Genomic DNA, 26,251 nt, shown 5'->3' with positions numbered 1-26,251 from the left:
AGTGAGGCCTCTGGTCCATGGCTGATATTCTGCTTGAGGTCTGCGTCGATGACGTTGCGGGGCTCCACGCTGCCATCGAGGGTGGCGCGGACAGGATTGAACTGTGCAGTGCACTTGCGGTGGGCGGGCTGACGCCCTCGGTCGGGCTGATGAGCCTTGCGGGTCGATGCACCGTTCCGTGCTATGCGATGATCCGACCGCGCGCGGGAGACTTCGTCTACTGCGAGGATGAACTGGCCGTGATGGAGGACGATATTAGATTTGCCGCGACATGCGGTATCTCCGGCATCGTCTTTGGCGCAAACCACGCCGATGGACGTTTGGACGAAGAGGTTTTGAAACGACTGTCGGATTTGGTCGACTCCATGCCACGTACCCTTCACCGGGCCTTCGATCTAGTTCCTGATTTGCCGCAAGCCGTTGATATCGCCGTTGCCTGTGGGTTTGAGCGTATCTTGACATCAGGCCGCGCGCCTTCCGTTATCGAAGGATTGTCCGATCTAAGAGCCACTCTGGATATTGCGGGTGATCGCATCTCCATCATGCCTGGCGCTGGCGTCAATCTTCAAACCGTCGATGCTTTGCTGGATGGCGTCACGATTAAAGAGGTGCACTCTTCGTGCTCTTCGAGTGTGGCTGTCGAAAAGCCCGCTGTCACGGCCTTCGGCTTTTCAGATACTTATATCAAGGGCACCGACATTGCCATCGTTCGCGCCATGAAAGCCCGATTGGCAAATTAAACGAGCGATCCCCGAACAACAAAAAGCCGCAGGCTACCCTGCGGCTTTTTCGTTTGAACTCTGGATGAGGCTTATACAGCCTCTTCCATCTTGTAGTCGGTATTCGCAGGCTCTTCCTTATGCTGGATGAGCGGCCGGTTGCCGGACATTTTTCGCACCAGCACATAGAAGACTGGCGTCATGAAGATGCCGAATATCGTGACCCCGATCATGCCTGAGAACACCGCGATGCCCATGGCCGAGCGCATTTCCGCACCGGCACCAGTCGAGATGACAAGGGGAACGACACCCATGATGAAGGCGAGCGATGTCATCAGGATCGGGCGCAGGCGAAGGCGGCTTGCTTCGATGGCTGCAGCCACAGGCGTTCGGCCTTCAAACTCCAGTTCGCGGGCAAATTCCACAATGAGGATCGCGTTCTTTGCCGAGAGACCCACAAGAACGATGAGGCCGATCTGGGTGAAGATGTTGTTGTCACCGCCTGTCAGCCAGACGCCCGTCATCGCCGCCAGCACACCCATCGGCACGATCATGATGATCGCCAAGGGCAGTGTGAGGCTTTCATATTGCGCGGCCAGCACCAGATAGACCAGCAAAAGCGCCAGCGGGAAGACGAGGAAACCCGAGTTTCCGGCAAGGATTTGCTGATAGGTCAAATCGGTCCACTCGTAGGCGATGCCGGCTGGCAGCGTCTCATTGGCGATGCGCTCTATGGCAGCCTGCGCCTCACCCGATGAGAAGCCCGGAGCCGGACCACCGTTGATATCGGCGGCGAGAAATCCGTTGTATCGCGTGGTGCGTTCAGGTCCGGTCGTGGCGTCAACTTTCAGGAGGGCCGAAAGCGGTATCATCTGACCGTTGGACGATCGCACCTTCAACTGACCAATATCGTCTGCCTGCGCCCTGAACTTCGCATCTGCCTGCACCCGCACACTGTAGGTGCGGCCAAAGGCGTTGAAGTCATTGACGTAAAGAGAGCCGAGATAGATCTGCAATGTCTCAAAAACATCAGTCACGGATACGCCGAGCTGCTCAGCCTTTGCGCGATCCAGATCGGCATAGAGTTGCGGCACATTGATCTGGAAGCTGGAGAACAGCCCTGCCAGTTCCGGTGTCTGATAGGCTTTCGCAAGGAAGGCTTTGGTCACCTCGTCAAGCTGTTGATATCCGAAGCCAGCGCGGTCCTCGATCTGCATCTTGAAGCCGCCCGTGGTGCCGAGACCGTTGACCGGTGGTGGCGGGAACATGGCGATGAAGGCATCCTGAACAGCGCCGAATTTCTGGTTGAGCGCCATTGCAATGGCCCCGCCAGAAAGTTCCGGTGTCGTGCGCTCCTCGAACGGGCTGAGCGCCACGAAGACGACGCCCGCATTGGAGCTGTTGGTGAAGCCGTTGATGGAGAGGCCGGGAAACGCAATCGCGTGTTCGACGCCGGGCTGCTGCATGGCGATCTCGCTCATGCGCTTGATGACGTCTTCAGTGCGGTCAAGGCTCGCCGCATCCGGCAATTGCGCAAAGCCGATCAGATACTGCTTGTCCTGTGCGGGCACGAAACCGCCGGGCACCGCGTTGAACATGCCATAGGTAGCGCCCGCCAGCACGACATAAACGATCATCACGATGCTCTTGCGATTGAGCAGCCCGCCCACGCTTTTGCCGTAACCATTCGAGGCGGCACCAAAGGCGCGGTTGAAGCCCCGGAAAAAGCCGCCAAATACCTTGTCCATGCCCCGTGTCAGCCAATCCTTTGGCGCATGGTGATCCCTGAGAAGCAAGGCAGCCAGTGCTGGAGACAGGGTCAAGGAGTTGATGGCGGAGATGACGGTGGAAATCGCAATCGTCAGCGCGAACTGGCGATAGAATTGGCCCGACAGGCCTGAGATGAAGGCGAGCGGTACGAAGACCGCGACCAACACCAGCGCGATCGCAATGATTGGGCCAGAAACTTCCTTCATGGCGCGATAGGTTGCGTCGCGCGGAGAGAGGCCGTTTTCTATGTTGCGTTCAACGTTTTCCACCACCACGATGGCATCGTCCACGACGATACCGATGGCCAGCACAAGCCCGAAGAGGCTCAGCGCATTGATCGAGAAGCCGAAGACATACATGACCGCAAACGTACCGATAATGGATACGGGAACGGCAATCAGCGGGATGATCGAGGCGCGCCATGTCTGGAGGAACAGGATAACGACGATCACGACAAGCGCGATGGCTTCCAGCAGGGTATCGATGACCTTGTCGATGGAGGCGCGCACGAACTGAGTCGTGTCATAGACGATTTCGTATTTCACGCCATCGGGCATCGCGGCCTGCAAATCCTGCATGGTTGCGGAAACCTGATCGGAAATGGTTATTGCGTTGGAGCCCGGAGCCTGAAAGACGGGAATGGCAACCGCCGATTCACCATCCAGCAGTGAGCGTAGGGCATAATCCGCAGCGCCGAGTTCGACGCGAGCCACGTCACGCAGGCGGGTGATCTCGCCATTCGTGCCGCTCTTCACGATGATGTTTCCGAACTCCTCCGGCGTTGAAAGGCGGCCCTGCGCGTTGACGTTGAGCTGAAGATCGACGCCCGTGAGGCTTGGCGAGGCGCCGATGGTGCCTGCAGCAGCCTGCACGTTTTGTTCGCGAATGGCATTGCTGATATCGCTGGCAGCCAGATTGTGTTCAGCAGCTTTTTGAGGATCGATCCAGACGCGCATGGAATAATCGCCAGCGCCGAAAATCTGCACCTGTCCCACGCCTTCAATGCGCGCCAGACGGTCCTTGATGTTGAGGACGGCATAGTTGCGCAGATAGGTGAGGTCATACTGATTGCCGGGCGAGACCAGATGCACGACCATCATCAGGTCTGGCGAGCTCTTGACGGTGGAGACGCCAAGGCTTCTGACTTCCGCGGGCAAGCGTGGCTCTGCCTGCGAAACACGGTTCTGCACTAACTGCTGCGCCTTGTCGGGGTCCGTTCCGAGCTTGAACGTCACAGTTAGCGTCATTACGCCGTCAGATGTCGCCTGACTGGACATGTAAAGCATGTCCTCGACGCCGTTGATCTGCTCTTCCAGCGGTGTTGCAACCGTTTCAGCAATGACCTTCGGGTTTGCGCCTGGATAGGTGGCACGAACCACGATGGAAGGTGGAACGACTTCTGGATATTCGGAAATCGGAAGCGCGCGCATGCCGATGAGGCCTGCCACGACGATAAGGACCGATAGAACGCCAGCAAAAACTGGCCGGTCTACGAAAAATCTGGAGATGTTCATGATTTAGCCCTCTCCGGGTGAAAATCTGGACGCAAAGGACCGCTCCGGTGGCAATAGTCACCGGCAGGTCTTCGTGTCCTGTTCTGATCAATGGGACGGCGGACCCCTTGGGAGCAGGCCCGCCGGATTTTTTATTGCGAGGCCGCGACCTTGTCTTCGGTCTGTGGTGCTACGACAGCGCCGGGGCGAATGCGCTGCAAACCGTTGACGACAATCTTGTCTCCGGCGGCGAGACCGCTTTCAACGACCCGCATGCCATCCGCAGATGGGCCGGGCTTGATCTGTCTGTAGTCCACCTTGTTCTCGCCATCCACGACGAAGACATACTTCTTGTCCTGATCCGTGCCGATGGCGCGATCGCTGATAACGATGCGGTTTTCGGACTTTGGCTCACCCATGCGAACCCGTACGAACTGGCCGGGGATCAGGCGCCCATCCGCATTGGCGAATACGGCGCGAACACCAATTGTGCCGCTTGCGCTGTCCACCTGATTGTCGATCAGGTGCAGGGTGCCCTTGATCGGCGTGCCTTCATCAGCCAGCGTGCCCACTTCAACTGGAATTTGCTCCAGAGCCTGAAGCGCCCCATCCGATACGGGCAATTGTGACAAGGCTTTTGAGACCATTTCTTCGCTTGCGTTGAAGCCCGCATAGATTGGATCAACGGAGACAAGGGTGGTGAGTGCTGGCGAGGTTGAGCCAGCGGCCACAAGGTTGCCAACGGTAATTTCGAGCTTTCCGACACGCCCAGACACAGGAGCGCGCAGTTGCGTATAGTCAAGGTCCAGTTGCGCTGTTGTCAGTGCCGCCTTTGCGGCCCGTGCCTGCGCCTCAGCGTCAGCAACATTGCTCAGCCGCTGGTCGAGATCACTTTGTGAGATGGTCCGGTTCTCAGACATCCGGCGACCACGTTCAAGTTCGGTTCTTGCAAGGCTGACTTTGGCTTCGGCGGAGGCAACCTGCGCTTCCGCACCGGCAACTGTTGCCTGGTAAGGTGCAGGATCAATTGTGAACAGGGGATCACCGGCCTTTACCAATGCGCCTTCACGAAAATGAACTGCTTGAATCTGGCCGGCGACACGAGAGCGGATCTGGACGCGCTCGACAGCTTCCAGCCGTCCGGAAAATTGCTGCCAATGCGTCACATCGCGGCTTTCGACCACCGAGACAGTCACGGGAATTGCAGGCGTTTCAGCCGGTGCGGATGCAGCTATGGCATCGTTTTTCATGGGAAGATCGAAGAGAAATGCGGCCGCTGCTACGGACACGGCAAGGCCTAAGCCGGCACCCGCAAGGGCACGGCGCTTGTTCTTGAGCGTCATGGGATACTCCTTGGCTTCGTCTGAAGCCGATCAGTGATTGTGGGTCTGACTGCTAGTTCTTAAGGTCTTGAATAAAATCCGCAAATTCGGTGCAAACAGCAGAGAGCCACTTGCCACCTTCCCCGCGATAAAGTCCCGTCCAGCCATCGCCGGAAGGGAAAACATGTTGCCGAACCGTCACTCCCGCCGCGATGAGGCGACTTGCGTAGTTGACGGTCTCATCGTGCAGAGGATCATCCTGCGCGGTAAAAATGAGTGCCGGTGCGACACGGTCGAGCCGCGTGCACTGGCACGGTGCGGCATAAGGGTGCACAGAACCACATGCCTTTGCCAGATAACGGCTCCATCCCTCGGCCCACCGCTGGCGCATGCCAATCTTGTCGGCGTCGCGAAAAGAGATCGATGCCATAAACGGGTCGATCATCGGTGACAGCAAAATCTGCCCTGCGACCTTTCCCGGCATCCGATCCCGCGCCTTCAGCGCCAGACCGGCAGCAACGTTGCCTCCGGCCTCTTCACCGGCCACAAACAACAGCGACTTTGCACCACCATATTGCTTTCGGGCGCTGCTCAAGCAATCCAGCGCCTCAAAAGCACAATCGATCACGGCCGGAAATTCGTTGCCCGACAGCGTGGTATAGTCGGCCTCGATGACAACCGCACCCTGATCTGCCAGTGCTCTCGCGACCGGTAGTTCCAGTCGCTGGCAGCCCTGTTCCTGAAACGACCCGCCGCCGAGATAAAGCACCAGCGGCGGAGAGCGGTTTTCACTTTCGCTCCTGTAGATACGCACGGAAAGAGGTGGCTGCTTTGAGCCGCTGCTTTCCATAGTATGCCACTGCGTGTTCATCTCTTGCCCTCGGCAGGTTGTTCGAAAGAACCGCTCTTGCCGTCACTTCCAAAATCGATATTATTGTTCGGAAGAAAATGCGCAAGTACGCAAAAATGGAAACACTATTCCAAAAATATGGATAATAAAGATTGGGAGGGCGTCATGGATCAGCTTTCGGCAATGCGTGTCTTTGCACGCGTGGTGGAAACGGGCAATTTCACACGCGCAGCCGCGGCGTTGAACATGCCAAAGACGACCGTGACGAATATGGTGCAGGGTCTGGAGGCGCATCTGCAAACCACCCTTTTGAACCGCACCACACGCAGGGTGATGGTCACGACCGATGGTGCCCTCTATTACGAACGGGCGATCCAGATCATATCCGAAGTGGACGAGCTGGACGCAAGCCTTTCGAGCGCCAATGTTCAGCCCTCGGGCCGATTGCGTGTGGAGATGGCAGGTGCATTCGCCGATAATGTCATCATACCCAACCTGTGTGACTTCCACGAGCGTTATCCTCTCATCCGGCTCGACCTCGGCGTTGGGGACAGGCTTGTGGATTACATCGCCGAAAACGTGGACTGTGCCTTGCGGGTGGGAACGCCGCGCGACCAGTCGCTCATCGCCCGTAAGGTGTCTGATCTGGATTTCGTGACATGCGCCGCTCCGCGCTACATCGAAAAATTCGGTATGCCGTTGCAACCGGAGGAGCTGGAGGGCGATCACTACAGCGTTGGATATCTGAACGCGACCACCGGACACATCATGAATTTCGCATTCGATAACGGCACGCGCTCAATTGAGGTCAATCCGCGTTACATCATTGCCGCTAATGACAGCCGCACCTATCAGAATGCGGTGCTGGCCGGTCTGGGCATCGGTCAGCTTGCACCCTTTACCATCCGCGACGAGCTGGCAAAGGGAAACCTTGTGCGCATTCTGCCTGAGTGGAACCATAAGCCAGTGCCCATCTACATTGTCTACCCGCAGACACGGCATGTGACCAACAAGGTGCGTGTCTTCGTGGATTGGGCCGCCAAGTTGCTCAACAGAAATGCCTTGGGCGCACTTTAGATGCTGACGGCAAAGATGGACGTGCCATCCACTGAATAAGTCATCAATGCGGGGAACGTTGCCCCGCCCATATCGTTTGCTGCACACACACAGGAGACAGATATGACCAGTTCAGACACAGATATCGGTAAAGTTTGGGAACTCGCTGACAAAATCGGGTTTTGCATGCTGACAACCCAGACCGGCACGGATTTGCGTGCCCGCCCCATGTCGGCCTATTCCGAACAGCTTGAGAACGCTTTCTATTTCCTCACAGATGTTGCAAGCCACAAGGATGAGGAAATTTCCCGCTCTCCCAATGTCTGCCTCGCATTTGCCGATTCCAAAGGTCAGAAATATGTTTCTATCTCCGGCGTCGCAGAGGTGCAGAATGACCGTGAGAAAATTAAGGAATTGTGGGCCACGCCCGCAAAGGCCTGGTGGGATAGCGCAGAAGATCCATCCATTCGGATTTTGAAAGTGACGCCATCCTTCGCAGAATATTGGGACAGCCCAGGCACTGTCATCAGCTATATTAAAATGGCTGCAGCCGCCGTCAGCAACACGCGTCCCGACATGGGTGAGAACGCAAAAGTCGAAATGTAGGGTTTCACGAAATCTCAGATTTTCAATAACTTTAGCATTCTGGTTGGCGGAGGCTCGCGCCTTCGCCAACCTCGCGCTTCCGATAGGCTTTCACACTCCTACATGGGGCGGAACCGCCCTCAGAAATCCGTCGGCTGGTTCATGCCAACGCTACCTTAGGTAGTTCTTTATTATAAAATTAGCATGGACGGGTGAGCGACTCACGTTCCTCGTAGTCAATCATCGACCCCAACTCCTTTCCCCTGCAATTTTGATGGGCCTGACGGAGCTAACCTAGTCTGTCATTTTTTTGAAGTAAATTTAGATGCATGCGTCCCCCGACGCAGCATTTAAATCAATGAGTAAGAATATAATGCTATTTCATAACTACTTCTATGCTGGATGGGCCCGGCACGGTCGTGCGTTTATTCGGGGGAATTTTAATGGCGCGCATATTTTCTTACTTTTCTTTCAGGTTACTTCTCACGTTTTTGGCGAGTTTGCCGCTAGCAGCCGTTGCGGTGCTAGGGGCCATCGTCACATTGGATACATATCGGGCGTACCAGAAGCTCTTGGACGCTTCGGTGCTTGAAAGTCTCGCTGCCAATGGCGGTCGGCTAATGATTAATCTACCCGTAGAAAGTGCAGCGTCTGCTGAGCAGCGCTCCCAGGCGCGTAAGAATACGGATGACGCCTACAACGCAGTTGTTCAGAGCTATGATAAAGTGGTCGAGGTAGGCTATGCGGATCCTCTGCTTCTTCAGATCAAGCGTAACGTTGATGAACGATACGCCAAGCTTGCCGAATTTCGAACGAAAGTAGACACGGGAACTGCCGAACCACTGGCAAGTCTGGCATATATGCAGCCGCTGTCTTCAGCCTCGATCCGTCTGGCAAGCCGTGCCGGTAACCTTATGGAAGACCGCGACCTTTTGCATGGTGTGACCGGCTATAATGCGTTTTCGCAATACAACGAAGGTTACCTTGTGTTGAACCGCCTCGGTATACAGTATGCGAAAAATGGAACCCTTTCGCTTGATGAGTATGCGCGGGTCCATGCAGCTACCACTCAAATTCGCATCTTTAATCAAGGCGTCCAGGAATTTGTCGCCCCTGAAGTTGTTGGTCGTCTCGATGCCTTCATGCAGTCCCCTCCAGGACTTATGATCCAAAAGGCCATAGACGGTATGTCGAAGAACACCACCTTCACTCCAGTGCCGGCTGACCTGGAAAACTGGACAAAGGCGATGGTTGAGCGTCGCGATCTGGTCAAGGACCTGCTGCTCGCAACCTCCAAAAACGTTAGGACAACGGTCACGTCGAAGCTCGACAAGGCCTATGAATCTCTTCTTGTGTCCCTGTCTATCCTCGCAGCCTTCATCATCGTTGCGATCAGTCTTTCCGTAGCGACCGCGCGGTGGCTCTCAAGCGCGATCCGCCGCGTCAGTTCTCGCATGTCTGATCTTGCCGCTGGCAACACACAGGATCACATTCCCTTTGCTGACCGCAAAGACGAAATTGGGGACATTGCACGCTCTGTTGAAATTTTCAGGGATGCCGCAATTCGCAATCAGGCGCTTGAAGCCGAAGCTGAAGATAGTCGTCGCCGGTCTGAAGGTGAACGTTTGAACCTTCAGCGGCAGGCAGAAGCCGATGCCGAAGCACGCCTCAACCAGGCAACGGCATCGCTTGCTGCCAGCCTTCGTCGTCTTGCCGACGGTGATATGCAGTGTGAGGTCCGTGAAGCGCTGGCGCCTCAGTTCGAAACACTGCGCGAAGACTTCAACGCGTCCGTTCGCCAACTGCGTGACGCGCTGCTCAGCGTCAATAATTCTGCCACGACGGTAGCCGGCGGCTCGAAAGAGATTTCGGACGCATCCGACGATTTGGCGAAGCGCACAGAACAGCAGGCTGCGTCGCTGGAACAGACCGCGGCGGCTCTGGAAGAGATCACCTCTAACGTGGTCGCCACAACAAGCCGCACATCAGAAGCTCGCGATGTTGTGCGCAACGCTCGGTCTCGTGCAGATGAATCAGGCTTGGTTGTGCGTAACGCCGTTGCGGCCATGGAACGTATTGAAACGTCGTCGCAGCAGATCGGTCAGATCATCGGTGTCATTGATGAGATTGCCTTCCAGACGAACCTGTTGGCTCTGAATGCGGGCGTTGAAGCTGCCCGAGCAGGTGAGGCAGGCAAGGGTTTTGCTGTTGTTGCTCAGGAAGTTCGTGAATTGGCGCAGCGGTCGGCGAAAGCGGCCAAGGAAATCAAGACGCTTGTCTCAAATTCAGCTGTCGCCGTTTCGGAAGGCGTGAAGCTTGTTAGTGAAACGGGTGAGGGGCTCACGGCCATCAAGGACCTCGTCCAGACCGTGACGGCCCACATGGATGCTATTGCCACGGCCGCTCAAGAGCAGTCGCTGGGTCTTGCCGAAGTGAATACAGCCGTCAACCACATGGACCAGGCCACGCAACAAAACGCTGCGATGGTGGAAGAGATGAATGCTGCCGGTGCCGCGTTGGCGCAGGAAAGTGGTTCGCTGAGCGAGCTACTCTCCCAGTTCAAGCTCGGAACAACAGGCAGGATGAGCTCATCGGCTGGCCAAATGGAGCGTCAGGCCGTTCAATACAGGCGAAGTGCATAATTGCCAGGCCGCTAAAGCGTTGGTTTGCGTCCTCCGTTTGTTCGCAAGGACAAATGGGGGTCGCCATGCCAGCACGGCTAACCGCCAGACTGACNCAATTCCGGCAGCTACTCAATCCAAAGGAACAACCTGTTCTGAAACACGTTCAGGCTGGCAGCAAACGTTACGATTAAAGTACGCTAACGTTCTCAGCCTTAGACTTGCCCGTCTTGCGGTCCTGGCCGACTTCAAAGCTGACCTTGTCGCCTTCTCTCAGCGATCCACCGCGCTGCAAGGAAGACACGTGAACGAATACGTCCGTGCCGCCATCCTCTGGCGTGATAAAACCAAAGCCCTTGTCGTCGTTAAAAAATTTTACAGTGCCAGTTGGCATGACAGTTCCTTTCGAGTTCCTGAAGCGATTGCCTTCGCTGCGGACTTTTATAATGCAATTGCCCATCAATCAACTGCCATAGCGACGACGCAAAAGCTATGGTGAATTGATACAGATGTTGATGTTAGATGATTTTTTGCCCTGACAGCGAGGGTGCTGCCAGGGTCGAGGCGTTACAACGTCCCGCCAAGCTCATCTTCGATATGCGCACGGATGATTTCGTCGAACGAGGTCTCTGCCGTAAAACCTAGAGACTTGGCGCGTGTCGCCTCAAATCCCGGTGCCCAACCGGCAACCATTTTCATGATCATTTCATCCGGTTCGCGGCGGATTAGGCCAACAGCACTCTCTCCCGCAACCCTTCGCAATGCTTCGATCTGTTCACCCACGGTGGCGCTCAGCCCCGGCATGGAGAGTGCGCGGCGGGGGCCGACCTTATCGAGGCCAATCGTTGCGCCATGCAGAAGAAAGCCCACGGCAGAACGGGGCGATGTATGCCAGTGGCGCACGTCGTCCGAAACCGGGAGTACGGCTTCGCGACCGATCAGAGGCTCCCGCAATATGTTGGAAAAGAAGCCGGATGCAGCCTTGTTCGGGGTGCCGGGGCGAATGCAGATTGTTGGTAGCCGAATGGCGATACCATCAAAAAAGCCTCGGCGGCTGTAATCAGACAGTAGGAGTTCGCAGATTGCCTTCTGGGTGCCGTAACTCGTCAGCGGCGTCGTGTGGTAATCGTCTGAAATCGGGTAGGGCACGGGTGCGCCGAACACTGCGATGGAAGAGGTAAAGACGACGCGGGGCTTGTAGCCATCGACGCCATGGGCAAGGCGAATGGCGTCAAAGAGATAGCGGGTACCATCCAGATTGATGCGATAGCCCTTGTCGAAATCAAGCTCTGCTTCGCCAGATACAATGGCCGCCAGATGAAAAATCACATCGGGGCGCGTTGCTACGAGCTTTTCGGCCTCGCCCACCGTGGACAAATCTGTTTCTCGCGCGTCGACAACGCCATCAAAACCAGCGGGACCTTCCGGCGCGATGACATCGACCAATGTCATTTTGGAGACCTGATCTCCGCCCAGATGTCCTTCGCTTGCCAATTTGGCCGCGAGCTTGCGGCCTACCATGCCAGCCGCGCCTATGATCAGAACATGCATTTCGTTTCCTCCTCCACACATATGCTCAATGCCCAACGGCATTCACAATGCAGCCGAACATTTCTATTGTAAGGTTGTCTGATAACCATATATTGCTGGCTTGAAAACAGGGATTTGGCCATATCCCATCGAAAATGGCTCCCATGCGTCAATTAACGTGGTGGGTCGGCGTAGATTTAATTGAAAGGCAGGACCATGAGTGCAGATGTCGGGACTTCAGTCGGGCGTCGCCAAGCCTCTTTGTCTGCGGCACTTGGCAACGATATGGTGCTCGTTGACCCCGTAGAAATGTTGCGGTTTTGCCGGGATTGGCATGGGGATGTGACAAGCGGCGCGATTGCCGTTCTGCGCCCTCGCTCTACCCAAGATGTCTGTGCGGCGGTCAAGCTATGCCGTGAATTGGGAATTTCCATTGTCCCGCAGGGCGGCAACACGGGTCTCGTGCTCGGCGGGATTCCCGATCAGCCAGAAGCACAGGCCATCCTGAGCCTGGAGCGCATGAACTCGGTGCGCAGGATTGATGCGGATGATTTTTCCGCCGTGGTCGAGGCGGGTTGTGTGCTTTCGGAGTTAAAAGATCGAATTGCCGAAAAGGGGATGTTTTTTCCTCTGGCGCTGGGCGCGCAAGGCTCTTGTCGCATTGGCGGTAATGTTGCCACCAATGCCGGCGGCATCAACGTACTTCGCTATGGCATGACCCGCGAACTGGTTCTGGGGCTAGAAGTTGTGTTGCCGGATGGCACTGTTTTTAATGGTCTTTCGACCCTGCGCAAAGACAATCGTGGCATTGATCTCAAGCAGCTCTTCATCGGATCTGAGGGCACCCTTGGCATTATCACCGCCGTCTCTCTCAAGCTGACGCCCTTACCCGACCAGATTGCAACGGCGTTGCTCGGTTTGAATTCCCTCAACGATGTGATGAGCCTTTATCGTCGTGCACGGCGACAATGCTGTGACCTGATGTCGGCGTTCGAATTCATGCCGCCACTTGCGTTCACGCTGGCCAAGGAAGCGATCCCTGATCTGCCGATCCCAATGGCGGCAGACTATCCGGCCTATGTGCTGATGGAAATTTCCGGATCCGGGTTGATTGATATCTCCGATTTGATGCAGCGCTTTCTGGCTGGTGTCATGGAAGACGGTCTGGTCGTTGATGGAGTTATCGCAGCGTCGGAGGCGCAGACCCGAAACCTGTGGAAAATACGGGAGGGAATGAACGAGGGGCAAGCCAAGCGTGGTCAGCACATGCGCACGGACATTTCCGTTCCCCTTTCCCGTCTCGCTGATTTTGTGGAGGAAGCTGAAAAGGCGGTGAGTGAGGCGCTCCCAACATGCGTGAGCGTGTCTTACGGTCATGTGGGAGATGGCAATGTTCATCTGAACGTCCTGCCGCCGCAAGGCTCCTCCAAAGAGGAGGCTGCTGCGATGATTTATCAGGCCAAGACAGTCGTGAATGGTGTCGTAGACCGCTTCAGCGGCAGCATCAGCGCCGAACACGGCATTGGTCGTCTGAAGCGTGCAGACTTCGAGGAGCGCTTGGAGCCTGCGCATCGCAACTTGCTGGCGGCGTTGAAGCGGGCCATTGATCCATCCATGGTGATGAATCCCGGATGCCAATTGAATTTTCCGGACAGATCATAGAATAATCCGGCACCATGAAAGGTAGGCAGAGTGAATGGTGGCGGATTTTGGCCAGATAAAGCGTAATGAGCATCTCCCGGCGCGCATCGCGGGACATATTGGCAAGGAAATTGCCGATGGTCGAATCATGCCCGGAGAAAAACTGCCGACGGAACACATCCTGGCCAAAACCTTTGGTGTGAGCCGTTCCGTTGTGCGTGAGGCAATCGCAGAGTTGCGCAATGAAGGGCTGGTCGAAACGCGGCAGGGCATCGGCGCTTTTGTGACTGAAGCGAAAACACGCGGCTCCATTCGGATCGAGCACGCGGCTCTTCATGATCGCGAAAGCTTCCGCAGTCTTTTCCAGCTTCGTATTCCCCTGGAAATTGAGGCGGCAGGGCTCGCCGCGATCCACCACGACGCTGATGATCTGGCGCAACTGGACAAGGCGCTGGTCCTTATGACCGGTGCCGCGAAATGGACGGAAGAGGGAATTGTTGCAGATCTTGCCTTTCACAGGGCATTGGCTGCGGCCACCCACAATGAATATTTTCCGCTTTTTATCGGCTTCATCGCTGAGCGGATCAGCCTCACCATTAACGCCGCTCGCGCTACTGCGGTTCTTGAGGAGATTGTGGAAATCACAATTGCCGAGCATGTGGCCATCCGGGATGCTGTCGCAACGCGTGATCCCGTCAAATCGCGTGCCGCGATGCGCCACCATCTGATTGGTGCGGCGGAGCGCATCGATCTCACCCTTGAGGTTTACTGACAAGCAGTGCCGCCCTGTGGGCAACAATCATTTGCATCGTATTGCCGCTTCTTAGCTGCTGGACATGATGCAAAAGTCATACTAGAGAACGTTTAGGAGTATTGTCAGACATCCTGACAAGAAGGCAAGTACGTGCTGGAGGGCATGGCTTGCTTGGAAATGGGAGGAGCACCTGTGAAAAGCGATCGTGTACTAAGCGCAGAGTCCATTTTGCCGGATGATGCTGCCAGCGCTCTTCTTGTCGGCCGTGTTTGGTCCAATGCTCGCGGTGGACCATGCCCGGTTCTCATATCGAACGAGCGTGTGCTTGACCTAACCAATATTGCCGCGACAATGACGGGCCTGCTTGAGACGGCTGACATCGTTGCCCGCTTGCGCCAAGCGCGTGATCTGCTGGACCTTGGCGATCTCCAGAGTTTCCTGTCGAAAGAAGCAGGTTACCTCTTAGCTCCCATCGACCTGCAAGCCGTAAAGGCCGCCGGTGTGACCTTCGCCGACAGCATGCTGGAGCGAGTCATCGAAGAGCAGGCGAAGGGCGATCCGCGCCGCGCTCAGGATATTCGCGCCAAGCTCGCGCCGGTTCTCGGCGATAGTCTTCGTGGCCTTGTTGCCGGTTCCGAACAGGCCGCGGCGGTAAAGGCCTTGTTGCAGGATATGGGCCTCTGGTCGCAATATCTGGAGGTCGGCATCGGGCCGGATGCTGAGATATTTACCAAGGCCCAGCCCATGTCATCTGTTGGCTGCGGCGATCTTGTCGGCATTCATCCCATCTCGCAATGGAATAATCCCGAGCCTGAGGTCGTTCTTGTCCTGCGATCCGATGGTACGGTCCTCGGCGCGACCCTCGGCAATGACGTGAACCTGCGTGATGTGGAGGGGCGGTCGGCTCTGCTGCTGGGTAAGGCGAAAGACAATAATGCTTCCTGCTCTATCGGCCCGTTCATCAGACTTTTCGACGACGGCTTCACCATGGAAGACCTGCGCCGGGTTCGGGTTGGCCTGAAGGTGCAGGGTGAGGATGGGTTCGAGATGACAGGCGAAAGCCCGATGGAGGCCATCAGTCGCTCGCCAGAAAGCCTTGCGGCCCAGTTGCGCAACCGCAACCACCAATATCCTGATGGCGCTGTCCTTTTTCTCGGTACGATGTTCGCGCCCGTCAAGGACCGTCGTGGTGCGGGGCAGGGGTTTACGCACGAAGTCGGAGACCGGGTGGAAATCTCCACTGCAAAGCTCGGGCGGCTGGTGAACTGGGTCGAGCGGACCGATGCGTGCCCGGAATGGACTTTTGGCGTTAGCGCCCTCATTCGTAATTTGGCAGAGCGCGGCCTTCTGGAGAAGGTGTGACCCATGCAAAGAGCCATTGATCTCTTCTTTCGTTTCCTTGAACTCCTGTTGATCCTGCTGCTGTCCGGCATGGCGATCATGGTGTTCGTCAATGTCGTCATGCGGTACGGCTTCAACTCCGGCCTGAACGTATCCGAAGAAATGTCCCGATACTTCTTCGTCTGGCTCACCTTCATAGGTGCGGTCGTCGCCTCCAGGGAACATGGTCATCTCGGCATCGAGACACTCGTTATGTTCCTTTCCCGCCGGGGACGCATTATCTGCATGTCTCTTGCCAACGTCGTCATCATTGCCTGTTCCGGCATATTTTTCTGGGGAACGTGGAAGCAGTTCCCGATTAACGCCAGCATGTCTGCTCCCGTAACCGGCATGTCGATGATCTGGGTCTATGGCGTCGGTCTCTTCACTGGCGCCGGAATGGTACTGATCGCCTGCGAGCGATTGTTCCGATTGCTGACAGGGCGCGTGACGGACGAGGAGATTGCTGTCTTCGCCGGTGAAAATCTGACGATTGAGCAGCTGGCGGAGCGTACCTGATGACCCTTCTTGTCTTCATCGCATCGCTTTTGGGCGCCATGGTTATTGGCGTGCCCGTTGCCTTTGCATTGATGTTCTGCGGCGTCATGCTCATGTGGTTTATGGGTATGTTCAATACGCAAATCATCGCGCAGAACATGATTGCGGGTGCTGACACCTTCACGCTGCTGGCGATCCCGTTTTTCATTCTGGCCGGTGAATTGATGAATTCTGGCGGCTTGTCCCGCCGCATCATCGATTTTGCTATCGCTTGCGTCGGGCATATTCGTGGTGGCCTCGGTATCGTTGCCATTCTGGCCGCGATCATCATGGCGAGTATTTCGGGCTCCGCCGCAGCCGACACCGCTGCTCTCGCTGCCATCCTGCTGCCAATGATGGCAAAGGCTGGTTATAATGTGCCGCGCGCCGGTGGCTTGATTGCCGCCGGTGGCATCATTGCACCCGTCATTCCTCCGTCCATGGCGTTCATCGTCTTCGGCGTCTCTGCAAACGTTTCCATCACGCAGCTTTTCATGGCCGGTATTGTCCCCGGTTTGCTGATGGCGCTCGCGCTCGTCGTTGCCTGGTTGATCGTCGTGCGCAAAGACAAGGTTGAGCCTTTGCCAAAGGCGCCGATGTCGGAGCGTTTGACGGCAACGGGACGTGCGGCCTGGGCGCTGGGTATGCCTGTCATCATTCTCGGTGGCATCAAGGCTGGTGTGGTTACCCCGACTGAAGCTGCCGTAATCGCCGCTGCCTATGCGATGTTCGTTGGCATGGTGATCTACCGCGAATTGAAACCACGAGATTTGGCTGGTGTCATTCTGCGGGCTGCCAAGACCACCTCGGTCATCATGTTTCTGGTTTGTGCAGCGCTGGTTTCGGCTTGGCTTATCACGGCTGCCAACATACCGGCGGAGATCGCGGGCTATATCGAGCCGTTGATTGACCGGCCGATGTTGTTGATGTTCGTTATCATGGCGCTCGTGCTGGTGGTCGGTACTGCTCTTGATCTGACGCCAACCATTCTCATCCTGACACCGGTTCTGATGCCCATCGTCAAACAGGCTGGCATCGATCCCGTCTATTTCGGTGTCATGTTCATCATGAACAATTGTATCGGGTTGATCACGCCGCCAGTAGGCGTGGTGCTGAATGTCGTCAGCGGCGTCGGGAAGATCCCGCTGGGCAAGGTGACGATCGGCGTCTGGCCGTTCTTGCTCGCCCAGACGATTGTTCTGTTCCTGCTGGTCATATTCCCTGACATCGTGCTCGTGCCTGCCCGTTGGCTGCGCTAGCGCTTCGCAATCTACACGTCGTTTTCAATCGATCCTGGGAGGATAAAATGAGAAAACTGCTACTAGCCACCACAGCAATTGCCTTCAGCATGGTGTCGGCATTGCCGGCTTTTGCGGAATACAACGCTCGCAACATCCGTATTTCCAACGGCATCAATGCCGATCACCCCGTCGGTGATGGCATCAAGGCCATGCAGGCCTGCCTCGACGGAAAGTCCGGCGGCAAGCTAAAGATTACCGCATTCTGGGGCGGTGCCCTCGGTGGTGACTTGCAGGCCACGCAGGCTCTGCGCTCAGGCGTTCAAGAAGGCGTCGTTACATCTTCATCGCCTCTCGTTGGCATCATTCCCGAGCTTGGTGTTTTCGACTTGCCATTCCTGTTTGCTACACCGCAGGAAGCCTACACCGTGCTTGACGGCAAGTTCGGCGATATGATGAACGAGAAGCTCGCGGCAGCGGGACTGGTTAATCTTGCCTATTGGGAAAACGGTTTCCGGAACCTCTCGAACTCCGTCAGACCCGTGACCAAGTGGGAAGACTTTTCAGGGATGAAGGTTCGCGTCATGCAGAACAACATTTTCCTGGATACTTTCAAGAATTTGGGTGCGAACCCAACCCCGATGGCATTCGGCGAAGTCTTCTCGGCTCTGGAAACCAACGCGATCGATGCGCAGGAAAATCCTTACGTGACGATCGACACCTCGAAGTTCTTCGAAGTCCAGAAGTATATCACCGAGACCAATCACGCCTACACGCCGTTCCTCTTGCTCTTCTCCAAGGCAATCTTTGATACCTACACGCCGGAAGAGCAGGCAGCTCTTCGTGAATGCGCTGTTGTCGGACGTGACAAGGAGCGTATGGTCATTCAAGAGCTGAACAAGAAATCCCTCGAAAAGATCAAGGAAGCCGGACTGAAGGTGAACACGCTGTCACCGGAAGAGCAGGCGCGTATTCGTGAAAAGTCGATGGTCGTCTACCAGAAGCACAAGGACCAGATCGGTGCTGGTGTGGTTGATTCCATCGTTGCGGAACTTGCGGAAATCCGTAAGTAACGCTCGATATCGATCGCAAGAGAAGGGGCCGGGTTGGATGACCTGGCCCTTTTTTATTGCCGCGATGCAGACATTGGCTACGCCTGACAAAACGATAAAAGCAATTTATCATATGTTTACGCGCAACATATCGTATGAGACTATTCGGTTGTCGGGGTCGCACGCGACCCTGTGATGAGAAACCGGAGAGCGCAGATGTATCTCGGAACCCAATTACCGGCCCGCAACGATGACGATTATCGAGTGATGAAGCAGCTCGGCGTCAACAATGTCTCGGCAACGCCGCCGGGTGATTGGCGCAAGTGGGACCGCGAAACGCTTGAAGCATTCCGCGAGAAAATTGAAAGCTTCGGTCTTACACTCGATATGACGCAGCTACCGATGCCATCGAACCATGTTGATGGCGATTCCCCATGTCGGGACATCATGCTCGCCGGCCCGGACCGCGACAGCCAGATCGAAGGTATCTGCAAGCTTATTGAAAACTGCGCCGCTGCGGGCATTCCCTCTGTCCGCTACAATTTTAATTACATCGGCATTCCGCGCACGCCCATGGAGCCCGGACGCGGTGGGTACATGGCCGAAGCATTCCGTTTGGAGCTTGCCAATGCCAATGAGCCTGCGCCGAATGGTGTCGGCACACTCGATGAAGATACAATCTGGGAGAGGGTCGATTATTTTCTGCAGAGAGTAGTGCCGGTTGCGGAAGCGGCAAATGTTCGGCTTGCATGCCACCCTCACGATCCTGCAACGCCACCAGGCTATATGGGCGTTACACGCGTTCTGGGTTCCGTTGAAGGCATGAAGCGTTTCGTCGGAATGCATGAAAGCCCCGTCCACGGCCTTAATTTCTGCATCGGCACACTAGGTGAAATGGTCGAGGATGTTTCCGAAGTGCCTGAGATCACGCGGTGGTTTGGCGAGCGTGGCAAGATCATGAATATTCACTTCCGAAACATTGTCGGCAAGCGATACTCTTTCCGGGAAAGTTTTCCAGAAGAAGGCGATATCGATATGCCTGCCGTGATCGATGCGCTTCGCGACACGGGCTACAAATACATGGTCATGCCAGACCACGCGCCGACGCTGTCTGGCGACAACCAGCAACAGGTCGCTTTTGGCTTCTGCTATGGCTACATCGCTGCGTTGCTGCAAACGCGGAGCTGAGGCGTCTCACTCGTTCCGGCGTCGTCGGGACTGTGCCGGATATGATCCGGCACAGCCACATTGTGCCGTTACCGGCGTGCTATGTCGCCCGCCAATCGGAATGGGCTTGAGACGACCGCACCGGCTGCATCAAACACGAAAGCACCGATGTTTGTGCCCTTTGTTTGCATGCGCCTTTCCGCGTCGGCAAGGTCGCCCGAAAACTGGGCGAGGGCCGCATAGCGATCGTGGCCCAAACCGTCGGATGACTTCAGGGACGAAATGTCGATGACAGTCAGGCGCTCTTCCTTGGCTGTCTGCTGGATGAGAGGGTCATTGATATCCAGCATCCCAACGCGTGGCCTTTCGCCGCCCACAAAGCTGGAAATTTTCAAGGCACTATCGCTGTTTGATACCAGCAGCGTGACAGGTGTGGGGATGTGGCCAATGTCCGCGAGTTGTGATTTGAACACGTCTGCATCGATATCGGGCGCTGCCAGAACGATCTGGAGTTTCGAAAGAACATTACCCTGCCCCTCAAGCCTCAATTGTCTTGCTGCCTCCATCGACAAGAAGCCGCCCATGCTGTGACCAAACAGAACGATGCGCTTGACCTTTGGTGCCTCCGCAATTGCCTTCAGGAGAGAGTTGAGCTGCGAGCGAGAATACAGGACAGCGTCCCGGTCGGCTACATAGCCTGTTACGCTGGCGGCAGATGGCCAGGAGAACATGATTGGCGAGCCGATGGCAGTGGCGTCTGCCGCCATTTGCGCGGTTCGATATAGCGCCTCCTGATAGGAGTAATTGTAGCCATGTACGAAGACAGAAACTGTGCCGTCAAATCTGGTAGAATGCGTCGCATCCTTGACGAGAGAATCCAGCGTCAGCCTCTCTCGCTTCGTTACGATATATTGCTGTTTCGGGTTGGGCTTTGCAGAAGGATATGCAATCGAAATGTCCTTTCTGTCGGGCGGGACTGAAAAAACAAAACGATCATATTGAACGTCGTTCCCCCATCGGTTGCCAAACGAGTGGTCCTTTGGCTCGAAAACGCGGTTCGTAACAGCAAGCACATCAACCGTTTGTGCAGGCGTGGTGCGCAGGACGACAGGCTTGAGAACCTCGGTACCAGGGCGGGAAACGCAGCCGGACAATGCCAAGGCAAGGGCGGATACTATGAAAATGCGGCGTGGGAGTTCGCCCATGCAGAAGTGAAGAATCGTCACGCTCAATATTGCCTTGCTGATGAGATGGAAAAAGAGGGCGCTTGCGCGCCCTCCTATAGATCAAGCCGTTGCCGGTTCGTGCGGTTTCTGGTTATCGTCTTCACGCGGAATTCGGAACCAGGCGACGTAGAGTGCCGGCAGGAACAGAAGGGTCAAGACCGTTCCGACGACAATACCGCCCATCATGGCGTAGGCCATCGGCCCCCAGAAAATCTCGCGCGAGATCGGTATAAGCGCAAGCGTCGCGGCTGCTGCGGTCAACATGATCGGCCGCATACGATGCTCGGTAGCCTCGATAACGGCACGCCAGGGGCTGACACCTTCTTCTCGTAGTTGCTCGATTTGTACCACAAGGATCACCGAGTTTCTGATCAGAATTCCGATGAGTGCGAGAATCCCGAGGATCGCCACAAAGCCCATCGGAGCATTGCTGAGCACGAGGGCTGCGACAACCCCGATGAGGGCCAGCGGAGCGACGGCGAAGACCAGGAACAGTCGGCTGAAGCTCTGAAGCTGGAACATCAGAATCGTCGCCATGACCAATAGCATCATCGGAGCCACGGCCGCGATGGGTCCCTGCGAGTCTGCACTCGATTCGACGGATCCACCGATTTCGATCTTGTAGTCTGTCGGCAGTGAAGCGGTGAATTTTTCGACTTCAGGCTTCAACTGCTCGACAATCGTCGCTGGCTGGGTTGGGCCGACAACGGCTGCCTTGATGATGATCGTCGGCATGCGGTCACGACGACCGATCATGGGCTGTTCCAGTTCGTAGCGGAACTTGGCAACAGCTGAAAGCGGCACGGCTTTTCCGTTTGATCCCGAAAGCTGAAGATTTCTGAGCGTATCGATTGAACCGCGTTCAATATCTTCAGCTCTGCCCACGACGTCGACCAGATAGATATCGTCTCTGACCTGGGTCACAGCTGTGCCCTTGACCACGTCGTTCAGCAAGGTCGCAATATCCTGAGACGAGACGCCAAGCTGGCGGGCTTTATCCTGAAGGACATCTACCTTCACTACGCGAGACGGTTCGTTCCAGTCATACGCCATGTTGGACAGAAGTGGATTGGCGCCGATGATGGTCCCAAACTGTTGCGCCAATTGACGCACCTTCTGGATGTCAGGGCCGCTGATGCGATACTGAACGGGTTTTCCGACTGGCGGGCCGATGTCGAGAAGTTTCACAAACGCATCTGTGCCAGGGAAGGTCGTTGACAGATAGGCCTGAATGTCGGTCCGGAGCCGGTTTCTGGCTTCAATATCCTTCGCTACGATAACGACTTGGCCGAACCATGGAGCAGGGCTCTGCACATCGTAGGACAGAATGAACCGGGGTGCGCCTTCGCCGACATAGGTTGACCAATGGTCAATGTCGCCATTGCCCACGAGTTTTTCGGTCTCGAACTGCGTCAACTGCCTGTTGGTCTCGGCAATCGTGCTGTTTTGCGGCAGGCTCCAGTCAATCACCAGCTCGGTACGGTCGGATGCCGGGAAGAACTGCTGCTGGACGAGGCCCAATCCACCAATCGACAAGCCGAAAATGACGATTGTCGTGATGATGGTGACCCACCGCCAGCGCATGGCGAGCCGGAGCGACCATGCAAAGGCACGCGTGAAGCGTCCCTGGTTGTCGTGGTGGGATTTCATGGTTTTCGGCAGGATAACCACGCCGAGCAGCGGCGTGAACACGACCGCGACAATCCACGATACCACAAGAGACACGGCAATGACGACGAAGAGCGTGAATGTAAATTCACCAGCGGCGCTGTTGTTGAGGCCGATCGGAATAAAACCGGCAACCGTCACGAGAGTACCCGTTAGCATTGGAAATGCAGTCGATGTGTAGACGTAGGTGGCGGCCTTTCTCAAGTTATCGCCAGCCTCCAGCCGTGAAACCATCATTTCGACGGCAATCATCGCATCGTCCACGAGCAGGCCAAGAGCGATAATGAGCGCACCGAGCGAGATTCGCTGAAGCGAGATACCCGAATACTCCATGAACACAAAGGTGATGGCCAGAACGAGTGGAATGGATACGGCAACGACGAGGCCTGCACGCACGCCCAAGCTGATGAAGCTGATGGCGAGAACGATGGCGATGGCTTCAAAGAGCGCGGTCGTAAAGCCGGAAACAGCTTCCTCAACCACGGCGGGCTGGTCGGATACACGCTCAACGGTCACGCCAATGGGGAGGTCCGCCACCACACGCTTCAGTTCTTCGTCAAGATCCTTGCCGAATGTCAGAAGGTTTGCGCCGGGCTTCATGCCGATGGCAAGACCAATGGCTGGCTTGCCCTTGAAGCGGAAAAGCGCAGATGGCGGGTCCACGTAGCCGCGCTTGATTGTTGCAATGTCGGTCAAGGGGAAATAGCGATCATTGACCCGGAGATTGATGGTCTTCAGGCTCTCTTCTGAAAGGAAAGCTCCGCCAACTCGCAAAGCGATGCTTTCCGGTCCTGCATCGACAAAGCCGGACTGCGTTACCGCATTCTGTGCCTGCAAGGTGCTAATGATTGCCTGTCGGTCTATTCCGAGTGCGGCAATCTTGCGGGTAGAGAACTCAAGATAAATGACTTCATCCTGCTCGCCAACAACATCGATCTTGCCAGAATTCGGAACGGTCAGCAGCCTTTCGCGGGCGCCTTCCACAAGGTCACGCAATTGCCGCTGGGACAGGCCATCCGAAGTGAATGCGAAAATATTGCCGTAGACGTCACCAAAGGTGTCGTTGAAGAATGGGCCAATCACACCGCTTGGAAGGTCACCCTTGATGTCGTTCACCATGTTGCGAACTTTGACCCAGTTTCCGGTCACGTCTTTCGCCTGGGTGGTCGCCAGCAGCTCAAGGTAAATGGTCGTTTGACCGGCCTTGGTCTCGCTTCGCGTATAGTCGAGAGCATCAAGCTCCTGAAGCTTCTTCTCGATCCTGTCGGTAACCTGCTTTGCGACCTCTTCGGCAGAAGCTCCCGGCCACTGTGCGTTGATGATCATCGTCTTGATCGTGAACGCAGGGTCTTCTTCGCGTCCCAGATTGATGTAGGAAAAAGTCCCGGCAATCATGAAGATGATCATGAAGTACCAAACGAGCGAACGGTGATCGAGCGCCCAGTCAGAAAGATTGAACGATTTCACTGGGCATTCTCCTGCTCGATACGTACGGCCTGGCCGTCCTTCAGTTGGTTGACGCCGGCCACCACCACACGGTCGCCTGGGTTGATGCCCGAGGATACGATAACGGGGCCGCCTGGAACGGATGCTGGATCGACAGTTATGTCACGGGATGAGACTTTTGCGGCCTTTTCATCAACAATCCAGACGCTGGTTTTGGAGCCGTCGACCTTGATTGCCGATGGCGGCACGCGAATGATGGACTGAGCGTCGGCAGTCGCGGTTGCTGTTACGACCGCACCGAGACGGAGCGCGTCAGGCGGGTTGATTAATGTCAGCTTCGTCCGGAAGGTGCGTGTTGCATCGTCAGCCTCTGGCGCGATTTCACGAACCACGCCTTTTGCGTGATAGCTGGCGTCAAGCTGCAGAGCCACATCGAAGGCGGCGCCTGATTTGAGCAATGCTCCGGCCGTCTCGGGAACATCTATGACTGCGTCTCGCTCTTTCGGCTGCGCCACGGTTATAACGCTTTGTCCGGCAGATACGACCTGTCCAACCTCGGCAGACGTTTTGGTAACAACGCCGTCAAACTCGGCAAGCAGACGGGAATATCCCAATTGCTCGTTGGCCTTGTCCAGATTTGCCTGAGCCTTGTTCACGTTCGCCACCGCGGTTTCGCGTTCCTGCTGCGCGCTTTCGAAGGTTGCCTTCGCAGCAGACTGGCGCTCGAAAAGGGTTTGCTGGCGCTGCTCATTCGTCACGGCATTGGCAAGCTGAGCCTGCGCATTGGACAGATCTGACTGCGAACTCCTGACAGCAAGCTCCAGAGAAAGCGGATCAATTGCTGCGAGGACATCGCCCTTCTTGACGATATCGCCGACCTGCACGTTACGCGCAACGATGCGTCCGAGAATGCGGAAACCGAATTGGGTTTCAATGCGTGCGGTGACAGTTCCCGGCAGCGTCAACGTCGCTGCAGGGGCGGGCTGAACGACAACGGACAGCACAGGTCTCGGCTTTTCCACCGTTTCCTCATGCTGTTCACAGGAAGTCAGAAATGTTGCGGCAGCCAAAAGCGTTGCCGCGGTCAAGGACGTCTTCATTGAGCGGCTCCCTCGTATGTCACAGTTTCTCCAAGGGCCAAGAATTTCGTGCCGGTTACGACAACCATTTCACCTTCGGAAAGGCCTGACAGGACCGAGAAGTGGCCATTCGCATATTTTCCAACTTTGATTTCGCGCACGGATACCGCGGCAGTTTTGGGATCGATGACCCAGACTGCAGTCTTGCCTCCCAGCGACGTCATCGCAGATGATGGAAGCTCGATGGTATCGACGGGTTTGTAATGCGCAATGGCAACAACCGGGCTGCCGAGCCTGACATCAGCTTTTGAATCCAAGGTCAATTTGACGCGTATCGTGCCTGTGGTGGTATCCAGCGTGGGCGAAATTTCGCGCACCGATGCCTTCATCTCATTGCCACCGGATAGCAGCTTGACGATGATATCGTTCTGAATTTCCCCACCCAGCAGGCTCGTTTCGTCGGCCTCGATGACTGCATCGCGTGGGCCGTCATGGGCGAGCGTGAAAATGAGCTGGGCTGCCTGGGCAACCTGGCCGACCTCCGCATTGCGGGCGGTGATGATGCCGTCGGCGTCCGCTTTCAACTCGGTCTGCTCCAGAGCATCACGCGCGGTGTCTACCTGCGCCTGTGCGGACTGAACTGTGCCCTGACCAGTCAGAAATGCTTCCTGCGCCTGATCCAGCGCTGCTCGCGTTGTGACGCCGGTGCTGAAAAGACTTTGCTGGCGGTCATAGGCCTGCCGCGCTTGAGTCTGCTGGGCCTGTGCCGATTGAAGCGTGGCCAGCGCGACCTGGAGGTCCGCCTTCTGCTCTTGCGGGTCGATGCGGGCAAGAACCTGCCCATTGGTGACATGGTCACCAATGTCGACGAACCGTTCGACGATGCGTCCGCTGACACGGAAAGATAGATCGGACTGTACCCGGGCGCTGATTTCACCGGTTGTCGTGATGACATCGGCGACGGGAAGCGTTTTGACCTGAACCACTTCTACACGTCGCGGTGGCTTCTTTTGCGCTTCTTTCTCAGGCTCGCAGGCTGAAAGCCCTGGCAGTGCTGCCGCCAGTAAGGCGATTGTTGCGTACCGTCTCATTTATTGCCTCTTGAACCATAATGAAT

20 protein-coding genes are annotated in these 26,251 nt (G+C 56.1%); 11 read left to right on the top strand and 9 right to left on the bottom strand.

Annotated features, from left to right (window positions below; translation table 11 throughout):
* Nucleotides 1-17 precede the first annotated feature (17 nt).
* On the top strand, nt 18-740 hold the full coding sequence (locus IFT53_RS14955) for a copper homeostasis protein CutC (RefSeq protein WP_192065773.1): 723 nt from the start codon (nt 18-20) through the stop codon (nt 738-740).
* A gap of 71 nt (nt 741-811) precedes the next feature.
* On the opposite strand, the gene IFT53_RS14950 is transcribed toward IFT53_RS14955, so the two are convergent.
* The 3 genes from IFT53_RS14950 to IFT53_RS14940 form a co-directional block, all read right to left on the bottom strand.
* Nucleotides 812-4,003 (bottom strand): efflux RND transporter permease subunit, encoded by a 3,192-nt coding sequence (locus IFT53_RS14950; protein ID WP_192065771.1) that lies wholly within the window; start codon nt 4,001-4,003, stop codon nt 812-814.
* 131 nt (nt 4,004-4,134) lie between these two features.
* Complete coding sequence (locus IFT53_RS14945) at nt 4,135-5,325, bottom strand: efflux RND transporter periplasmic adaptor subunit (RefSeq protein WP_192065770.1); 1,191 nt, start codon at nt 5,323-5,325, stop codon at nt 4,135-4,137.
* A 52-nt stretch (nt 5,326-5,377) separates the two neighbouring features.
* On the bottom strand, nt 5,378-6,175 hold the full coding sequence (locus tag IFT53_RS14940; RefSeq protein ID WP_192065768.1) for an alpha/beta hydrolase: 798 nt from the start codon (nt 6,173-6,175) through the stop codon (nt 5,378-5,380).
* Between the two features lie 144 nt (nt 6,176-6,319).
* Here IFT53_RS14940 and IFT53_RS14935 point away from each other — a divergent pair, with 144 nt between their 5' ends.
* The 3 genes from IFT53_RS14935 to IFT53_RS14925 all read left to right on the top strand — a co-directional run bounded on the left by IFT53_RS14935 (nt 6,320) and on the right by IFT53_RS14925 (nt 10,437).
* On the top strand, nt 6,320-7,231 hold the full coding sequence (locus IFT53_RS14935; protein ID WP_192065766.1) for a LysR family transcriptional regulator: 912 nt from the start codon (nt 6,320-6,322) through the stop codon (nt 7,229-7,231).
* 102 nt (nt 7,232-7,333) lie between these two features.
* Entirely contained in the window at nt 7,334-7,816 is a 483-nt protein-coding gene (locus tag IFT53_RS14930) for a pyridoxamine 5'-phosphate oxidase family protein (RefSeq protein ID WP_192065764.1), read from the top strand.
* A gap of 374 nt (nt 7,817-8,190) precedes the next feature.
* Nucleotides 8,191-10,437 carry a methyl-accepting chemotaxis protein gene (locus tag IFT53_RS14925; RefSeq protein WP_192065763.1) on the top strand — a complete coding sequence of 749 codons (2,247 nt, stop codon included), beginning with the start codon at nt 8,191-8,193 and terminating at the stop codon, nt 10,435-10,437.
* 169 nt (nt 10,438-10,606) lie between these two features.
* On the opposite strand, the gene IFT53_RS14920 is transcribed toward IFT53_RS14925, so the two are convergent.
* Both IFT53_RS14920 and denD read right to left on the bottom strand, forming a co-directional pair.
* Nucleotides 10,607-10,810 (bottom strand): cold-shock protein, encoded by a 204-nt coding sequence (locus IFT53_RS14920; RefSeq protein ID WP_042617110.1) that lies wholly within the window; start codon nt 10,808-10,810, stop codon nt 10,607-10,609.
* A 173-nt stretch (nt 10,811-10,983) separates the two neighbouring features.
* Nucleotides 10,984-11,967: a D-erythronate dehydrogenase gene (gene denD / locus IFT53_RS14915; protein WP_192065761.1), complete on the bottom strand. Its 984-nt coding sequence runs from the start codon at nt 11,965-11,967 to the stop codon at nt 10,984-10,986.
* A 195-nt stretch (nt 11,968-12,162) separates the two neighbouring features.
* Here denD and IFT53_RS14910 point away from each other — a divergent pair, with 195 nt between their 5' ends.
* From IFT53_RS14910 to IFT53_RS14880, 7 genes are all read left to right on the top strand, one after another.
* On the top strand, nt 12,163-13,608 hold the full coding sequence (locus IFT53_RS14910; protein WP_192065759.1) for an FAD-binding oxidoreductase: 1,446 nt from the start codon (nt 12,163-12,165) through the stop codon (nt 13,606-13,608).
* A 34-nt stretch (nt 13,609-13,642) separates the two neighbouring features.
* The gene (locus tag IFT53_RS14905; RefSeq protein WP_192065758.1) at nt 13,643-14,359 is read left to right on the top strand and encodes a FadR/GntR family transcriptional regulator; all 717 of its coding nucleotides are present in this window, start codon (nt 13,643-13,645) and stop codon (nt 14,357-14,359) included.
* 159 nt (nt 14,360-14,518) lie between these two features.
* Entirely contained in the window at nt 14,519-15,703 is a 1,185-nt protein-coding gene (locus tag IFT53_RS14900) for a fumarylacetoacetate hydrolase family protein (RefSeq protein WP_192065943.1), read from the top strand.
* A 3-nt stretch (nt 15,704-15,706) separates the two neighbouring features.
* On the top strand, nt 15,707-16,240 hold the full coding sequence (locus IFT53_RS14895; protein WP_192065756.1) for a TRAP transporter small permease: 534 nt from the start codon (nt 15,707-15,709) through the stop codon (nt 16,238-16,240).
* On the top strand, nt 16,240-17,517 hold the full coding sequence (locus IFT53_RS14890; RefSeq protein WP_042617104.1) for a TRAP transporter large permease: 1,278 nt from the start codon (nt 16,240-16,242) through the stop codon (nt 17,515-17,517). Before IFT53_RS14895 ends, IFT53_RS14890 begins: the two co-directional genes overlap by 1 nt.
* Before the next feature lie 47 nt (nt 17,518-17,564).
* Nucleotides 17,565-18,569, top strand: coding sequence for a TRAP transporter substrate-binding protein (locus IFT53_RS14885; protein WP_042617103.1), 1,005 nt, complete (start codon nt 17,565-17,567; stop codon nt 18,567-18,569).
* A 195-nt stretch (nt 18,570-18,764) separates the two neighbouring features.
* The gene (locus tag IFT53_RS14880; RefSeq protein WP_192065754.1) at nt 18,765-19,736 is read left to right on the top strand and encodes a mannonate dehydratase; all 972 of its coding nucleotides are present in this window, start codon (nt 18,765-18,767) and stop codon (nt 19,734-19,736) included.
* Nucleotides 19,737-19,804: 68 nt separating this feature from the next.
* Here the strand turns inward: IFT53_RS14880 and IFT53_RS14875 are convergent, their stop codons facing one another.
* The 4 genes from IFT53_RS14875 to IFT53_RS14860 are packed head-to-tail and all read right to left on the bottom strand — an operon-like array spanning nt 19,805 to nt 26,225.
* The gene (locus IFT53_RS14875) at nt 19,805-20,941 is read right to left on the bottom strand and encodes an alpha/beta hydrolase (protein ID WP_342365814.1); all 1,137 of its coding nucleotides are present in this window, start codon (nt 20,939-20,941) and stop codon (nt 19,805-19,807) included.
* A gap of 60 nt (nt 20,942-21,001) precedes the next feature.
* Nucleotides 21,002-24,076 (bottom strand): efflux RND transporter permease subunit, encoded by a 3,075-nt coding sequence (locus tag IFT53_RS14870; protein WP_192065752.1) that lies wholly within the window; start codon nt 24,074-24,076, stop codon nt 21,002-21,004.
* Nucleotides 24,073-25,155: an efflux RND transporter periplasmic adaptor subunit gene (locus IFT53_RS14865; RefSeq protein WP_192065751.1), complete on the bottom strand. Its 1,083-nt coding sequence runs from the start codon at nt 25,153-25,155 to the stop codon at nt 24,073-24,075. Before IFT53_RS14865 ends, IFT53_RS14870 begins: the two co-directional genes overlap by 4 nt.
* Nucleotides 25,152-26,225, bottom strand: a complete 1,074-nt coding sequence (locus IFT53_RS14860) for an efflux RND transporter periplasmic adaptor subunit (protein WP_042617099.1) — start codon at nt 26,223-26,225, stop codon at nt 25,152-25,154. The genes IFT53_RS14865 and IFT53_RS14860 overlap by 4 nt, the downstream gene beginning before the upstream one ends.
* Nucleotides 26,226-26,251: the final 26 nt, after the last annotated feature.

The sequence above is a fragment of the Rhizobium sp. CFBP 13644 genome (assembly GCF_014842165.1).
Classification (GTDB): domain Bacteria; phylum Pseudomonadota; class Alphaproteobacteria; order Rhizobiales; family Rhizobiaceae; genus Agrobacterium; species Agrobacterium tumefaciens_C.
This window is presented reverse-complemented; position numbering and strand designations above follow the sequence as displayed.

Bases quoted from the DNA above. Each gene is read 5' to 3' on its own strand.
- denD (WP_192065761.1), bottom strand. From the start codon at position 11,967: ATGCATGTTCTGATCATAGGCGCGGCTGGCATGGTAGGCCGCAAGCTC.
- IFT53_RS14935 (WP_192065766.1), top strand. From the start codon at position 6,320: ATGGATCAGCTTTCGGCAATGCGTGTCTTTGCACGCGTGGTGGAAACG.
- IFT53_RS14885 (WP_042617103.1), top strand. From the start codon at position 17,565: ATGAGAAAACTGCTACTAGCCACCACAGCAATTGCCTTCAGCATGGTG.
- IFT53_RS14925 (WP_192065763.1), top strand. From the start codon at position 8,191: ATGCTGGATGGGCCCGGCACGGTCGTGCGTTTATTCGGGGGAATTTTA.
- IFT53_RS14930 (WP_192065764.1), top strand. From the start codon at position 7,334: ATGACCAGTTCAGACACAGATATCGGTAAAGTTTGGGAACTCGCTGAC.
- IFT53_RS14910 (WP_192065759.1), top strand. From the start codon at position 12,163: ATGAGTGCAGATGTCGGGACTTCAGTCGGGCGTCGCCAAGCCTCTTTG.
- IFT53_RS14895 (WP_192065756.1), top strand. From the start codon at position 15,707: ATGCAAAGAGCCATTGATCTCTTCTTTCGTTTCCTTGAACTCCTGTTG.
- IFT53_RS14865 (WP_192065751.1), bottom strand. From the start codon at position 25,155: ATGAAGACGTCCTTGACCGCGGCAACGCTTTTGGCTGCCGCAACATTT.
- IFT53_RS14860 (WP_042617099.1), bottom strand. From the start codon at position 26,225: ATGAGACGGTACGCAACAATCGCCTTACTGGCGGCAGCACTGCCAGGG.
- IFT53_RS14950 (WP_192065771.1), bottom strand. From the start codon at position 4,003: ATGAACATCTCCAGATTTTTCGTAGACCGGCCAGTTTTTGCTGGCGTT.
- IFT53_RS14905 (WP_192065758.1), top strand. From the start codon at position 13,643: ATGGTGGCGGATTTTGGCCAGATAAAGCGTAATGAGCATCTCCCGGCG.
- IFT53_RS14880 (WP_192065754.1), top strand. From the start codon at position 18,765: ATGTATCTCGGAACCCAATTACCGGCCCGCAACGATGACGATTATCGA.
- IFT53_RS14920 (WP_042617110.1), bottom strand. From the start codon at position 10,810: ATGCCAACTGGCACTGTAAAATTTTTTAACGACGACAAGGGCTTTGGT.
- IFT53_RS14890 (WP_042617104.1), top strand. From the start codon at position 16,240: ATGACCCTTCTTGTCTTCATCGCATCGCTTTTGGGCGCCATGGTTATT.
- IFT53_RS14900 (WP_192065943.1), top strand. From the start codon at position 14,519: ATGGGAGGAGCACCTGTGAAAAGCGATCGTGTACTAAGCGCAGAGTCC.
- IFT53_RS14945 (WP_192065770.1), bottom strand. From the start codon at position 5,325: ATGACGCTCAAGAACAAGCGCCGTGCCCTTGCGGGTGCCGGCTTAGGC.
- IFT53_RS14940 (WP_192065768.1), bottom strand. From the start codon at position 6,175: ATGAACACGCAGTGGCATACTATGGAAAGCAGCGGCTCAAAGCAGCCA.
- IFT53_RS14955 (WP_192065773.1), top strand. From the start codon at position 18: ATGGCTGATATTCTGCTTGAGGTCTGCGTCGATGACGTTGCGGGGCTC.